General features: G+C 53.5%; 12 protein-coding genes. 8 read left to right on the forward strand and 4 right to left on the reverse strand.

Translation table 11 applies throughout. The annotated features are described in order from the left end of the window. Nucleotides 1-43 precede the first annotated feature (43 nt). From N655_RS0115350 to xseB, 7 genes are all read left to right on the forward strand, one after another. Nucleotides 44-736, forward strand: coding sequence for a succinate dehydrogenase cytochrome b subunit (locus tag N655_RS0115350; RefSeq protein WP_044934858.1), 693 nt, complete (start codon nt 44-46; stop codon nt 734-736). Next, entirely contained in the window at nt 733-2,646 is a 1,914-nt protein-coding gene (locus N655_RS0115355) for a fumarate reductase/succinate dehydrogenase flavoprotein subunit (RefSeq protein ID WP_026443699.1), read from the forward strand. Before N655_RS0115350 ends, N655_RS0115355 begins: the two co-directional genes overlap by 4 nt. Next, nucleotides 2,647-3,474, forward strand: coding sequence for a succinate dehydrogenase/fumarate reductase iron-sulfur subunit (locus tag N655_RS0115360; protein ID WP_026443700.1), 828 nt, complete (start codon nt 2,647-2,649; stop codon nt 3,472-3,474). A 199-nt stretch (nt 3,475-3,673) separates the two neighbouring features. Continuing rightward, the gene (locus tag N655_RS0115370) at nt 3,674-4,225 is read left to right on the forward strand and encodes a P-loop nucleotide/nucleoside kinase family protein (RefSeq protein WP_044934862.1); all 552 of its coding nucleotides are present in this window, start codon (nt 3,674-3,676) and stop codon (nt 4,223-4,225) included. 26 nt (nt 4,226-4,251) lie between these two features. Beyond that, nucleotides 4,252-4,962 carry an ROK family protein gene (locus N655_RS0115375; protein ID WP_026443703.1) on the forward strand — a complete coding sequence of 237 codons (711 nt, stop codon included), beginning with the start codon at nt 4,252-4,254 and terminating at the stop codon, nt 4,960-4,962. 48 nt (nt 4,963-5,010) lie between these two features. Next, complete coding sequence (locus N655_RS19375; RefSeq protein ID WP_044934864.1) at nt 5,011-6,921, forward strand: bifunctional homocysteine S-methyltransferase/methylenetetrahydrofolate reductase; 1,911 nt, start codon at nt 5,011-5,013, stop codon at nt 6,919-6,921. Next, nucleotides 6,908-7,165 carry an exodeoxyribonuclease VII small subunit gene (gene xseB / locus N655_RS0115385; protein WP_026443704.1) on the forward strand — a complete coding sequence of 86 codons (258 nt, stop codon included), beginning with the start codon at nt 6,908-6,910 and terminating at the stop codon, nt 7,163-7,165. Before N655_RS19375 ends, xseB begins: the two co-directional genes overlap by 14 nt. A 3-nt stretch (nt 7,166-7,168) precedes the next feature. Here the strand turns inward: xseB and N655_RS19380 are convergent, their stop codons facing one another. From N655_RS19380 to N655_RS0115400, 3 genes are read right to left on the reverse strand one after another with little or no spacing between them, the layout of a single operon-like run. Next, complete coding sequence (locus N655_RS19380) at nt 7,169-7,819, reverse strand: LutC/YkgG family protein (protein WP_044934867.1); 651 nt, start codon at nt 7,817-7,819, stop codon at nt 7,169-7,171. Further along, nucleotides 7,812-9,248, reverse strand: coding sequence for a LutB/LldF family L-lactate oxidation iron-sulfur protein (locus tag N655_RS0115395; RefSeq protein WP_026443705.1), 1,437 nt, complete (start codon nt 9,246-9,248; stop codon nt 7,812-7,814). The genes N655_RS19380 and N655_RS0115395 overlap by 8 nt, the downstream gene beginning before the upstream one ends. After that, on the reverse strand, nt 9,245-9,985 hold the full coding sequence (locus N655_RS0115400) for a (Fe-S)-binding protein (RefSeq protein WP_026443706.1): 741 nt from the start codon (nt 9,983-9,985) through the stop codon (nt 9,245-9,247). Before N655_RS0115400 ends, N655_RS0115395 begins: the two co-directional genes overlap by 4 nt. Nucleotides 9,986-10,102: 117 nt before the next feature. Between N655_RS0115400 and N655_RS19385 the strand changes: the two genes are divergently transcribed. After that, nucleotides 10,103-12,769, forward strand: a complete 2,667-nt coding sequence (locus tag N655_RS19385) for a glycoside hydrolase family 3 C-terminal domain-containing protein (RefSeq protein WP_044934871.1) — start codon at nt 10,103-10,105, stop codon at nt 12,767-12,769. On the opposite strand, the gene N655_RS0115410 is transcribed toward N655_RS19385, so the two are convergent. Beyond that, nucleotides 12,763-14,130, reverse strand: a complete 1,368-nt coding sequence (locus N655_RS0115410; RefSeq protein WP_026443707.1) for an alpha-L-fucosidase — start codon at nt 14,128-14,130, stop codon at nt 12,763-12,765. The two genes, N655_RS19385 and N655_RS0115410, sit on opposite strands and share 7 nt — an antisense overlap. Nucleotides 14,131-14,203 lie beyond the last annotated feature (73 nt).

The raw sequence follows: 14,203 nt of genomic DNA on the forward strand, positions 1-14,203 counted from the left end.
AGACCAGGTTGCGGGAAATGAAACCAAAGGCTGGGAAGATCGAATGAGCACTACAGCGGTCAGCCCGCGCGCGCTCCGCGTCGTGGGCTTCTGGGATTCAACGAACGGGAAGAAAGCGGTGATGGCCGTAACAGGGGCCATTCTGTTTCTTTTTGTGATAGGGCATCTGGCCGGAAACCTGCAAATCTACGAGGGACGCGCAAAATATAACGGTTACGCCCATTTTCTGCACACCATAGGTGAGGTGCTGTGGATGGTGCGCGTGGTGCTGATTGCCTCTGTTGTTTTGCATATCACCGCAACAGTGCAGCTTGCACTACGCAAAAAGCGGGCACGTCCGATTGGATATTCACGCAAGCAGGCCATTGCTTCCTCCTATGCTTCACGAACGATGTATTGGAGCGGTCCAATTCTTCTGGCTTTTGTGATCTTCCATCTGCTGCAATTTACGGCCGGATATATTCATCCCCAGTCACAGTTCATTGAGGGAGATGTTTACCATAATGTAATTGCCGGATTCAGCGTGTGGTGGGTCTCAGCCTGGTATATCTTTTCGATGGTTCTTCTCGGCATGCATCTACGCCACGGCATCTGGAGTATGTTCCAATCGGTAGGATTCAACCATCCGCGACATACTCCAATTTTGAAGTCGGCAGCACTGGCGATCGCCACTCTGATTGTTCTCGGTTATATCTCCATTCCGATTAGCGTTTTGCTGGGGTTTGTAAAAGAATGATACTCGACGGAAAAGTACCTTCTGGCCCGATAGAACAGGCCTGGGACAAGACACGCTTCGAAATGAAGCTGGTCAACCCGGCAAACAAGCGCAAGCACACGGTGATTGTGGTGGGCTCTGGCCTTGCCGGAGCGTCAGCCGCAGCCACATTGGGCGAACTTGGATACAACATCAAGTGCTTTTGCTTTCAGGATTCACCTCGGCGCGCCCATTCGATTGCTGCTCAGGGCGGCATCAACGCTGCTAAGAACTACCAGAATGACGGCGACAGTGTCTACCGCCTTTTCTACGACACGGTAAAAGGCGGAGATTTCCGCGCGCGCGAAGCCAATGTGTACCGCCTGGCACAGATCAGCGTCAACATTATTGACCAGTGTGTAGCACAAGGGGTCCCCTTTGCTCGTGAGTACGGCGGTACGCTGACCAACCGGTCTTTTGGCGGCGCGCAGGTTTCTCGTACCTTTTACGCCCGTGGACAGACAGGCCAGCAGCTTCTGCTCGGAGCATACCAGGCGCTGGAGCGGCAGGTAAACGCAGGGACAGTGAAGATGTTTCCGCGCACCGAAATGCTGGACCTGATCGTCATTGACGGCAAGGCCCGCGGTATTGTCACGCGCAATCTGGTCACCGGCGCCATCGATATCCATCTTGCCGATGCAGTCATCCTTGCTTCTGGTGGATATGGAAACGTCTACTATCTTTCGACAAATGCGAAGGGCTCGAACGTAACCGCAAGCTGGCGAGCGCACAAGCGCGGGGCACTGTTTGCCAATCCCTGCTACACGCAGATTCACCCCACTTGTATTCCCGTCTCGGGCGACTATCAATCGAAGCTGACGCTGATGTCAGAGTCGCTGCGCAATGACGGACGTATCTGGGTACCGAAACAAAAGGGTGACAAGCGGCCTCCGAATCAGATTCCTGAAGACGAGCGCGACTACTATCTTGAGCGCCGTTATCCCAGCTTCGGCAATCTTGTCCCTCGCGACGTGGCCTCACGCAACGCAAAATATGTTTGCGACGAAGGCCGCGGCGTGGGCGAAACCGGACTTGGCGTTTACCTCGATTTTTCCGACGCCATCAAACGGCTAGGTGAGCAGAAGATCCGCGAGCGCTATGGGAACCTCTTCGACATGTATCAGCGCATTACAGATGAAGATCCCTACAAGGTCCCCATGCGCATCTATCCGGCCATCCACTATACGATGGGCGGGCTATGGGTGGATTACTACCTGCAAAGCACCATCCCCGGCCTCTTTGTGCTGGGTGAAGCAAACTTCTCAGACCACGGCGCAAACCGTCTGGGCGCAAGCGCGCTGATGCAAGGCCTTTCCGATGGGTACTTCATCATTCCCTACACTCTGGGAAATTATCTGGCATCCACCAAGCTTGAAAAAGTCAGTGAATCTCATCCGGAAGCGCGCAATGCTGAAGCATGCGTGAAGATGACCATTGAGAAGCTACTCTCCATCAAGGGCCGGCGCACAGTGGATTCCTTCCATCGAGAACTAGGCAAGATCATGTGGGACTACTGCGGTATGTCCCGCACTGCCGAGGGTCTTGAACATGCCATTCAGAAAATCCGCGAACTGCGTGAGGAGTACTGGCAGAACGTGAATGTCCCGGGCAGTGGGGATGACCTGAACCAGAGCTTGGAAAAGGCAGGTCGAGTCGCCGACTTTTTTGAGCTTGGCGAGCTGATGTGCATCGATGCGCGGCATAGAAACGAATCCTGCGGCGGCCATTTCCGCGAGGAATACCAGACTCCGGACGGAGAAGCACAGCGCGATGATGAACATTTTTCTTATGTTGCGGCCTGGGAATACCGTGGAGCCGGAAATCAGCCCGAACTGCATAAGGAACCGCTGGAATTTCACTATGTCCACCCCAGCCAGAGGAGCTACAAGTAAATGAAATTAACGCTGAAAATCTGGCGTCAAAAGAACCCCAAAGAGGCCGGGAAATTCGTCAGCTACACGGTTGATAACGTGAATCCGGACATGTCGATGCTGGAATGTCTGGATGTGCTCAATGAGTCTCTGATTGAGCGTGGGGAAGAGCCTGTTGCCTTTGAACACGACTGCCGTGAGGGCATCTGCGGGTCCTGCGGGTTCATGATTAACGGCATTCCGCATGGTCCGCTGCCTGCTACAACAGTCTGCCAGCTCACCATGCGTCACTTTAAGGACGGGCAGGAACTCGTGATCGAGCCGTGGCGTGCCGCTGCTTTTCCGCCGATCAAGGACCTGGTCGTAGACCGCCGCGCCTTTGACCGCATTATTGCGTCCGGCGGCTATATTTCGGTCAACACCGGCAATGCTCCGGATGCCAATTGCATCCCGGTGGGCAAGGACCTCGCAGACAAGGCGATGGATGCGGCCGCATGCATCGGATGCGGTGCCTGCGTGGCAGCATGTCCAAATGCCTCTGCTGCTCTGTTCACGGGCGCAAAGATTGCGCATCTGAGCATCCTGCCGCAGGGCAAACCAGAACGGGACCGCCGTGCCCTGAACATGGTGGCGCAGATGAATGCCGAAGGCTTTGGCGGATGCACCAATATCGGCGAATGCACCGGAGCATGTCCGAAGGAGATTCCGCTGGAAGTCATCGCAACCATGAACCGCGATTTTATCCGGGGAAGTTGGAGGGAGCGCGACAATGTCGTGCGGACGATTACTCCGATGACCGAATGGAGCACCGGTTCCAAACTGGACGTGGACCCACACGCAACCAGTTAGTTAGTTTGAAAAATTCAAAAGCAGATAAGCAGGAACGAGGACTTGCTCTTTCCTGCTTATTTGCTTTGGTTCAACATCTCGTAGAAATAGACACTTCCGCCGGAATTTGATTGGCGCCAATCGATGATTCTCATCAGACCCGGGCCTCAGCTTGGGCTGCACGGTGAGTTTCATCTGGATGCGATAATCTGAAACCACTGTGGTTGGTTTGGATCCCAAGCGGGTTTTCTGCACTACCTGGGTGCTTCTGGCCGGCCTTCCGGCCACTGGGAAAAGTACACTTGCGCATCGGCTGGCGGAGCAGCTTGAGCAGGCGGTCATTCTGGACAAAGACCGAGTGCGACAAGCGCTCTTTCCTGGCCCCATGACGGACTATTCTGACGAACAGAACTCGATCAGTATGAAGGCCATACTGGAGGCGGCCCAGTATCTCACCCGGCAAAGACTGGCCCGATACATCTTCTTTGATGGACGAACTTTCAGCCGCTTCAAGCATATCGAAGAGGTGTGTATGGCGGCCGAAGCCGTGGGGGCGCGATGGCGTATTCTGCACCTTTTCTGCACGGACCAGGTGGCAACCAGACGCCTACATTCTCCTGACCTGAAACATCCGGCCCGCAACCGTGACATGGCCCTCTATTACCGGCTTAAGGCTGCTTTTGAAACCATTCCTCACCCAAAGCTGGATCTAGACACTTCGGGCGGCATCGAAGACCTATTGCCGGACGCGCTTGCTTACATTTCCATCTAAGGACGTAGGATGTATATTCCTTTCTTATGCCCAAAAAGAATGCTCTGAATACGCTCTGCATTGATATCGGAGGCACCGGATTAAAAATCATGGTGCTGGATAAAAACGGAAATCCGCTGACCGAACGTCTGCGAATACCTACACCAGCAGATCCCACACCAGCGAAGGTGATTGCTGCATTAGACCGATTAAAGAAAAAGGCGCCTGAATTTGACCGGGTGGCGGTGGGCTTCCCTGGAGTCGTCAAACTTGGTGTTCTTTATACGGCCGCGAACCTGCATCCGAAGTGGGTTGGATTTAACCTGCAGGCCGAACTGGAAAAGCGGTGGAAAAAGCCGGTGCGTGTGGCCAATGATGCCGCTGTCCAGGGATATGCTGCCATTCGCGGCCAGGGCGTGGAGATGATTCTTACTCTTGGAACGGGTCTTGGATCTGCACTGTATACAGATGGACATCTTTGCCCGGGGCTGGAGCTGGCCCATCATCCGTGGATGAAAGGCAAGACCTATGAGGACTATCTGGGCAAGCGCGGCTTGAAAAAGCATGGCCATAAGCGCTGGAACAAGTTGCTGGCAAAGGCCATCCAGCAAACATCAGCAACCTTTAACTGGGACCACCTTTACATTGGCGGTGGCAACGCAAAATTGATCAACTTTCCACTGGGGGAGAACATTGAGGTAGTCTCCAATGAAGATGGCTTGCTTGGTGGTGTTGCCCTATGGAAACACAATGCTTAAGCTGGCTTTCCTTAGTGGACTGTCTTAGCATGACTTTAGCAGGAAACCATGCCAAGTCGCTTGCAAGACCTATTTCAGAACCGCACCGTGCTCTTTGATGGGGCCATGGGCACCATGCTTTACTCGCGCGGAATTTTCATCAACCGCTGTTATGACGAGCTGAATCTTTCACAGCCTGAACTTGTCCGCTCCATTCATGATGAGTATCTGCAGGCCGGCGCAGAGATTATCGAGACCAATACCTTCGGTGCAAATCGCTTCCGACTTGCGCGCTATGGTCTGCAAGACCAGGTAACAGCCATCAATCAGGCTGGCGTCCGTATTGCGCGGCAGGCGGTCCATCAATTGAAAGACAAACAGGCAGGGACGGCTTGGGTGGCAGGCTCTGTAGGGCCCCTGGGCGTACATCTGGAGCCATTGGGGAAAACGTCCCTGGAAGAGGCCCGCCTCGCATTTGCTGAACAGGTCCGCGCCTTGGCCGCCGGAGGTCCCGGCATTGGCGCAGATCTGATCGTGATTGAGACCATGCCTGCGCTCAATGAAGCCGAACAGGCAATTCTTGCCGCACGAGAAGCCGCTCCGCACCTGCCCGTGATGGCGCTCGTCACAGTGGACGAGGAAGCACATTGCCTGGACGGTGCAACCGCAGAAGCGGCGGCCAGCAAATTAAGCATGTGGGGCGCCGATGCGATTGGGGTAAATTGCAGCACCGGACCCGCCACTGTGCTGACGGCGATTGAATGTATGGCTGCGGAAAGTGATCTCCCACTGGTGGTCATGCCCAATGCAGGGATGCCGCGTGCAGTGGATGGGCGAAATATTTATCTGTGCTCGCCAGAGTACATGGCCAGCTTTGCCCGCAAGTTCCTCAAGGCAGGCGTGCAATTTATTGGCGGATGCTGCGGTACCACCCCTAATCACACCCGTGCAATGAAATCAGCCATGCGTGCAGTGGATGCACAGAAATCGTCCCATGCACATCCGTCGCGCGCCCCCATTGTGACGGAAACACCTCCTCCGCCTCTTGCTGATCGCTCACGGGTAGGCAGGCTGATCCACGAGGGAAAATTTGTCACAATGGTCGAGATTGTCCCCCCCAAGGGGATTGACTGCTCAAAGGAGCTGGCTGGTGCCTCTTTGCTGGCCGATCTGGGTGTCGATGTCATCAATGTGCCGGATTCCCCCCGGGCCTCAGCACGCATGAGCGCGCAGAGCCTGTGCATCCAGATCCAGCAGAAAGTCGGAATTGAAACAATCTTGCACTACACATGCCGTGACCGGAATGTGCTCAGCATCCAGAGCGATCTGCTGGGCGCCGCATCCATTGGCCTGAAAAATATTCTCTGCCTGACCGGTGATCCGCCCAAGCTGGGCAATTATCCGGATGCTACTGCCGTCTTCGACGTGGATGCAATTGGTCTGGTCAACATTGTCCGGCGTCTTAACCATGGTCTTGATATTGGGGGAAATCCAATTGGGGCATCCACTGGATTCACAATCGCCTGCGCAGCCAATCCTGGTGTTCCGGATATTGAAAATGAAGTCCGGCGCTTTGCGTATAAGGTAGAAGCAGGCGCAGAATATGCTATTACCCAGCCAGTATTTGATTTAAGCGTGTTGGAGGCTTTCCTGAGGCGGATCGAGGAGTTCCGCATTCCAGTGATTGCGGGCATCTGGCCACTCACAAGTCTGCGCAATGCAGAATTTATGAAGAATGACCTGAGGGTCTCGGTCCCGGATTCGGTTATGCTGCGAATGCAGGCGGCACCGACTCCGGAAGCAGCGCGGGCAGAGGGAATTCTGATTGCACAGGAAATGCTCGAAGCAGCGCGCCCCATGGTACAGGGCGTCCAGGTAAGTGCGCCTTTCGGACGCTATGCCTCCGCCGCTGAGGTACTGGCGAGAGTGTTGCCAGGGGCAAGACAACCAGAAGAAGGAGCTAGCGTTGGCCAGCTTTGAAGAATCTCTAAAGCGCCTGGAAAAGATTGTAGAGCAACTGGAACACGGCGATTTACCACTTGAAACATCTATTCAGTTGTTTGAGGAAGGCACACGCCTTTCCATGGAGTGCAAAAACCTTCTTGATAAGGCCGAGGGCAGAGTACAGATTCTGATCAAGCATCGAGACGGTACGATGAAGGCAGAATCTTATCCTCCAGGAAAATCTGAAGAAAGCCAGACCGACAGAACTACTGAGGAATAAGCATCACTTTTTGCAGACCTGCGCCCAGGTTTCGCTGACGAACACCACATCTAGAAAACGCGGCCCATGGACGCCTCGAATGCGTGTCATCTCAATGTCAGCTGTGGCAGAAGGACCAGAGACAAAAGTAAGCGGCTCCATAGCCAGGGGCTGTAGCCGCGCAAAGGCCTCCGGAACTGTTTCAACAATCTGGTGATCGCACACCACGCATAGCAGACGGTCGGGCAGAAGCGTAAGTCTGCGCGCACCCACGATCACGATGGTGCCTGTATGCGCGATTGCAACTTCACATCCGCAGATCGCCCCTTCAGCAAGATTCAATTCTTCTGCAGTAGCGTCAGCTTCGGGCTGCCAGCGAAATCCTTCCGGCAGAAGCTTTTGAGGAAATCGATCAGCAACTACGGCCGATTTCTGATGGTTGCGAAGCAGGACTTCAGCAAGAGCGGACGGAAGCGTATCCGGCGTGGCTGCTGTGACACGCGCATCATATTCATGAAGTCGTTCGATAAAAGTCTTCCAAATCGCTTCCCTGCCCATGCAAGCCGTCTGTTGATATGCACGCTCCAGAGAAGCATAGTCAGATGTAGGCAGATCAGCATTGCTCCGCCGAATGCGATTAAAAATCGTTTCGCGTGCCGTGTTGGTCTCATTCATGATTTTTCTTCTCCTGGCGCGTTTTCCACCAACTACGGAATGTCTGCTCCGGCATCGCACGCAGGTCGCGCACAGTGGTCCAGTTCCCTAGCATTCCTGGGAGATGCCTCACCCACCCGTGAGAAACAAAAGGTCTCTGCCCGAGGCGCCCAAGGCGCTGTGCAGCCTCAAATCTGCGGTGGTTCATGAAAACTTGGGCCATGGCCTTCATACCAAGGGCTTCGAGAGACGCACTGCTCTGCTGCTCACGAACAACCCGCCCACGCAGATGAATCAACACCTCAGGGATATTGATCTTTACCGGACAGACTTCATAGCAAGCTCCACACAAAGAGGATGCATATGGCAGCGTCTGCGCATGCTGCATATTAAAAAGCTGCGGCGTGAGAATGGCCCCGATGGGCCCGGCATAAATCGACCCATAGGCAAGACCGCTGGTCTGCCGGTAAACCGGACAGGCATTCTGGCAAGCCCCGCAGCGAATGCAGCGCAGGGTCTGGCGCGATTCTCGATCCGCCAGGATACGCGTGCGACCATTGTCCAGAAGAATAATGTGGAAATTTTGCGGGCCTTCTCCTTTGTGCACGCCTGTCCATAAAGAGTTGTACGGGTTCATCCGCTCTCCTGTTGCCGATCGCGGCAACAGTTGCAGAAAGACCTCCAAGTCACGGAATGTGGGAATGACTTTTTCAATGCCAGCAATCGTGATGAGAGTTTCTGGCAGCGTAAGACACATGCGGCCATTGCCCTCAGATTCAACGACACACACGCCTCCGGTTTCTGCGATGAGGTAGTTTGCGCCACTGAAACCGATTTTTACTTTCAGAAATTTTTCGCGCAAATACTGTCGCGCTGCAGCCGTTAAGTCTTCTGGGCGGTCGCCAAGCTCTTTTAGCTGCATTGCCTGCATAAAGATCTCGCGCACCTGCTGACGGTTCTTATGCAGCGCTGGCACAACAATGTGCGAAGGCTTGTCATGCCCAAGCTGGATGATCATATCAGCAAGATCGGTCTCATGCGCATGTATGCCGCTTGCCTCCAGTGCGCGGTTCAGGCCGATCTCGTCTGAGGTCATTGTTTTGACCTTGATGATCTCGCTACCGCCGGCCTGCTTCACGACGTCTAGAATAATGCGATTGGCCTCGTCCGCATCTGCTGCCCAGTGGACATGACCTCCAGCTGCAGTGCAGTTTTTCTCGAATTGTTCCAGGTAACGGTCAAGATGACGCAGAGTGTGCTCTTTAATGGCGCTGGCCGAAGTACGCAACTGCTGCCAGTCCGGCTGCTCGCTCACAACCACAGCACGCTTTCGAGTAATGACGTTGGTCGCATGACGCACATTTTTGCGAAGCTGTGAATCATCGAGCAGAGGAAGCGCAGCTTTCTGAAACGGCAGTGCTTCAGCGGCCTGGCCAACGCGGATGGTCATTGTCTTCCACCTTCTGTGGATGCGAGGATTTCGGCCAGATGCACAGTCCTGATACCTGCACGGAGCCGGTGTAAGCCGCCAAAAATGTGCATGAGACAAGAGTTGTCGAGTGCCGTGCATACCTCGGCCCGGGTGTCTTCTACACAGCGAATCTTGTCAGCAAGCATAGCAGCTGATACGTCTCCCATCTTCACCGCAAAGGTACCTCCAAAGCCGCAGCATTGGTCTACATCCTGCAACTCAACCAGGTCAATTCCCCGTACATTCCGCAACAGACGAAGGGGCAGCTCACCAACCTGCAGGCCGCGCAGTGAATGACAACTGGCATGATAGGTCACGCGATGAGGGTAGTATGCGCCGACATCCTCAAGACCAAGCTTGTTTACCAGTAATTCAGAAAACTCATAGACGCGCGGCAAGAGCCTTTCCACAGCCTGAACCAGAGCGACTTCGCCAGTGGCCTCAGCCATTTTGGGATAATGATCGCGGATCATGGCCACGCAGGAGGATGAAGGAATACAAACCGCCTCAGCATCGCTAAAGATTTCGACGAAACGGCGCATCAGTGGCACAGCTTCCCGCTGATAACCGGTGTTGTAGTGCATCTGTCCGCAGCAGGTCTGTTCGAGGGGAAAATCGACTTCGTGCCCCAGGCGTTCCAACAAACTGACGACGGCCTTTCCGGTTTCCGGGAAGAGAGTATCGTTGTAACAGGTAATAAAGAGTGAGATCCGCACTTTAAAATTGCCTCAATAGCTGTTCCTTAACGATAATGCCATCCTAATTTAATAGAAATACTATTTCCAATAAGAAATACGTGAAATCGCTATTTCATTACACTGTAGCCGACACTTATGAAGACCAATTCCGTCCTTCTCTGCTTCTTGCTCGTCCTCACAGGGGCCATTGCTGGCCATTGCCAGTCTAACGTAAAGCAGGCCCCTTACCTTGATCCATCCTTGCCTGCGCAACGCCGCGCTGCTGATCTGGTTTCAAGGATGACGTTGGAAGAAAAGGTCTCACAGATGCAGAACCACGCTGTGGCCATCCCGCGACTAGGCGTCCCTGAATACGATTGGTGGAGTGAGGCCCTGCATGGGGTAGCTCGCGCAGGATATGCCACAGTGTTTCCGCAGGCCATTGGGCTGGCTGCTACCTGGGACACAGAACTGGAACACCGTGTAGCAAGCTTGATATCGACTGAAGCGCGCGCCAAATTCAACGAAGCACAACTCCAAGGTGACCATAGTATTTACCGCGGCCTCGACTTCTGGTCGCCTAATATCAATATTTTTCGTGATCCGCGCTGGGGGCGGGGACAGGAAACCTATGGCGAAGACCCGTTCCTGACAGGACAGATGGGTGCGGCCTTTATTCGCGGAATGCAGGGTGACGATCCGAAAATCTTCAAGACCATCGCCACGGCAAAACATTATGCGGTCCACAGCGGCCCGGAGTCCACACGACACAAAGCGAACATTGACCCTTCCGCTCATGATCTTCAGGACACTTATCTGCCAGCCTTTCGCATGGCGGTGATCGATGCAAAAGTGGATTCCATCATGTGCGCCTACAACAGCGTCCATGACTCTCCGGCCTGCGCCAGCCAGTTTTTGCTCGATGAGACCCTGCGGAAAAAGTGGGGCTTTGAAGGCTATGTGGTTTCTGACTGCGGAGCAATTAGTGACTTTTTCAGCGCCGATGGGCACCACTTTTCTCTCGACGCTGCCCATGCCTCAGCAGAGGCTGTGAAGGCTGGCGATGATCTAAGCTGCGGCTCAGAATACGCCTCACTGATCAACGCCGTGCACCAGCACCTGATTGATGAAAAAACAATCGACCAGGCCGTCGAACGGCTCTTTACCGCGCGTTTCAAACTGGGGCTGTTTGATCCTCCCGGATCAAACCCCTTCTCGCGCATTTCCCCCGGGGAATATGCTACTGCGGAACATGCAAAGCTTGCATTACAGGCTGCACAGGAATCCATTGTGCTATTAAAGAACGACACCCATACGCTACCGCTTTCTGGCAGGGTAAAGAAGATTGCGGTGATTGGCCCGAATGCAGAGTCGATCCTTGCGCTCGAAGGAAATTACAATGGCGTACCTTTATATCCGGTAACTCCGCTGGCCGGGATCGTGCAGAAGTTCACGAATGCAAAAGTGCTCTATGCACAGGGATCGCCGCTTGTGTCTGAGTTGCCGGTGGTTGTGCCAAGCTATGTCTTTCGCGACAAAAATGGTAAGGTCGGAGGACTCACGGCCGAGTATTTCGCAAATGCGGATTTCAGCGGACCTGCTGTCATCCAGCGCGATGCACACATTGATTTCGACTGGAACCGGGTAGCGCCCGTTCCGATACGAGCTGCGAAAAGCTTCAGTGTTCGCTGGAGCGGCAGTTTTCAACCGCTTGCACCAGGAGATGTAACCTTTACAGTGCAACCAGGGCGCTGCGAACCTTACTGTGCTGCTCCTTATGCCTACAGTGTTTTTGTAGATGGCAAAGAAGCCGCACATGTAATCAATGATCATCCTCGCCACAAGAATCAACCGCTTACCTTTACAGTCCACTTCAATGATGCAAATCCGCACCCATTTCAAATGGAGTATGCGCGTCAATCTGTTGACTATGGCGCAGGTATCACACTCCAATGGAGACCAGATGAAGTGCAATTGCGACAACAAGCGGTTGATCTGGCAAAACAGGCTGACGTTGTTGTGGCTTTTTTAGGTCTTTCCTCTGAGGTCGAAGGCGAGGAAATGCCGGTGCATGTTCCTGGATTTTCTGAAGGCGATCGCACCGACATCGCCCTCCCTGCGGTGCAAAGCGCATTACTCAAAGATGTTGCTGCAACAGGAAAGCCTCTCATTGTAGTACTGCTGAATGGCAGTGCTCTTGCGGTAGATTGGGCACAGCAACATGCCGCGGCTATTTTGGAAGCATGGTATCCGGGAGAGGCTGGAGGAGCAGCCATCGCTGATGTTCTGAGTGGGGACGCAAATCCAGCGGGCAGACTACCGGTAACGTTTTATCAATCTGTAGATCAATTGCCTCCATTTGATGATTACAGAATGGAAGGTCGCACCTACCGCTATTTTCGCCAAAAGCCGCTCTTTGGATTTGGCTATGGACTGAGCTATGCAACATTTAGATACAAAGATTTACGCCTTTCATCAGTAAAATTGAGAGCTGGCAGCGCGCTTCAGGCCAGCATAAGCCTTGAGAACACCAGCAACATAGCCGGAGATGAGGTGGCGGAACTGTACATTACACCACCGCCGGCACCCGGTGCCCCTAACCACTGGCTGGCTGGATTTCAACGCGTGCATCTGGGGCCGCACGAAACAAAACAGCTCACCTTTAACATTGATGCGCGCGATCTCAGCATGGTAGATGAAAACGGCCACCGCGCTGTGCAAGCAGGCAATTACAAAGTATTTGTTGGCGGCGCACAGCCGGGAGACGCTGCTTCCGGCGCAGAACAGCACCTTACAATTGTAGGGTCGCAGAACATTCAGTAGATGCGGCCTTGATCCGCAAACAACTGAAATTCCCGAACATGCGCTTCACTGCTTGTCGAAAGCAGATTGAGGCGCACCCGCTGGGTAGTTACGGGCTTAAAGATGTCTATTTTTTTATGCCCGATGGCCTGGCCCTTCACAATACGCTGCCATGCTCCATTTTTGTAGATTTCAATGGCATAACTCTGGATGTGCTGTCCATCATTTAACCATTCCATGGTGAGCGCGCGATCAAAGGTTACGGGCCTGGGAAATGTAACTTCAAGGGTTGCATGATGCGACCCGATTGGCGCAGACCAAAATGTCTCCGGATCATTGTCAAATGCTGCTGCTTCATCCGATGTTGCAGGACGGGCATGTTCTTCTGTGATGAGATTGTGGCTATAAAGCTGACGAATGGCTTCGCCAAATTCCTGTAAACGCTTCACATCAGCTTCCGGCAGCCGTCCGGTATTGTCAGGAGCGATGCCTAGCATGAGTTGTCCGCCATGTCCCACTGTTTTGTTATAGATGTCTACCAGTTCAGACACGCTTTTCAAACTTCCTTGATCATTCGGATGCCAGAACCAGTGCAGTTTATGCAAAGGGGTGTCGGCCTCAATCGGACGCCAGCGCAGATAACCACTGCGATCCACTACGTTCCAGTTCTCATAGGAGATTTCGCCAGCTTCGGTTCCAACCCATCGCAGGTCAGCGAATTTAAACAGGCCCACGTCAGAAAAAACCATCGTATTCGGCTGATAGGTACGCAATTCATTGATGATCTTTTCAAAATCATAGGTGCGGCCGGCGCTCCCTGCTCCATCTAACCAGAACTCGACCAGCTGCCCATAACCGGATGCCAGTTCAACCAGTTGCTTCAGATAAAATTCATCGTAGGCGATGGGGTCTTTGTACTTGGGCTCATGGCGGTCCCAGGGCGAGAGATAAATTCCAAACTTCAGCCCGTTCACACGAGCTGACTCAGAGGCCATGCGAACCAAGTCACCCTTTCCGTGCATCCATGGACTGCTCTTCACACCATAATCCGTCTGTGCGCTGGGCCACAGATCAAAACCGTCATGATGCTTGGCCACCAGTACGGCATACCTGGCTCCGGCCGCCCTGGCTGCTTTCATCCACTGGTCTGTGTCGACGCAGCAAGGATTGAAAACGCTGGGGTCCGCAGTGCCGTCACCCCATTCACGATCCAGAAAAGTATTGGTTCCAAAATGAATGATGACACCAATCTCCATGTCCTGCCATGCAACCTGCTGCGGGCTCGGCGTAATACTAGAGAAATTCTGGGCATGCGCAACAATGGCAAGCATCCCGGCAATGAGCAAAGACAAAACAATTGGGCGCAAAGACCTTACAGCCATAGGCTCCTCTCACTGGATGAGGTCTTTTCCAGTATTGCAAAGAATCTTTTATTTATGGAAATGAAAAGGTACC

Origin of the sequence: Pseudacidobacterium ailaaui, assembly GCF_000688455.1 — a bacterium.
In the GTDB taxonomy this organism is placed as follows: Bacteria; Acidobacteriota; Terriglobia; order Terriglobales; family Acidobacteriaceae; genus Pseudacidobacterium; species Pseudacidobacterium ailaaui.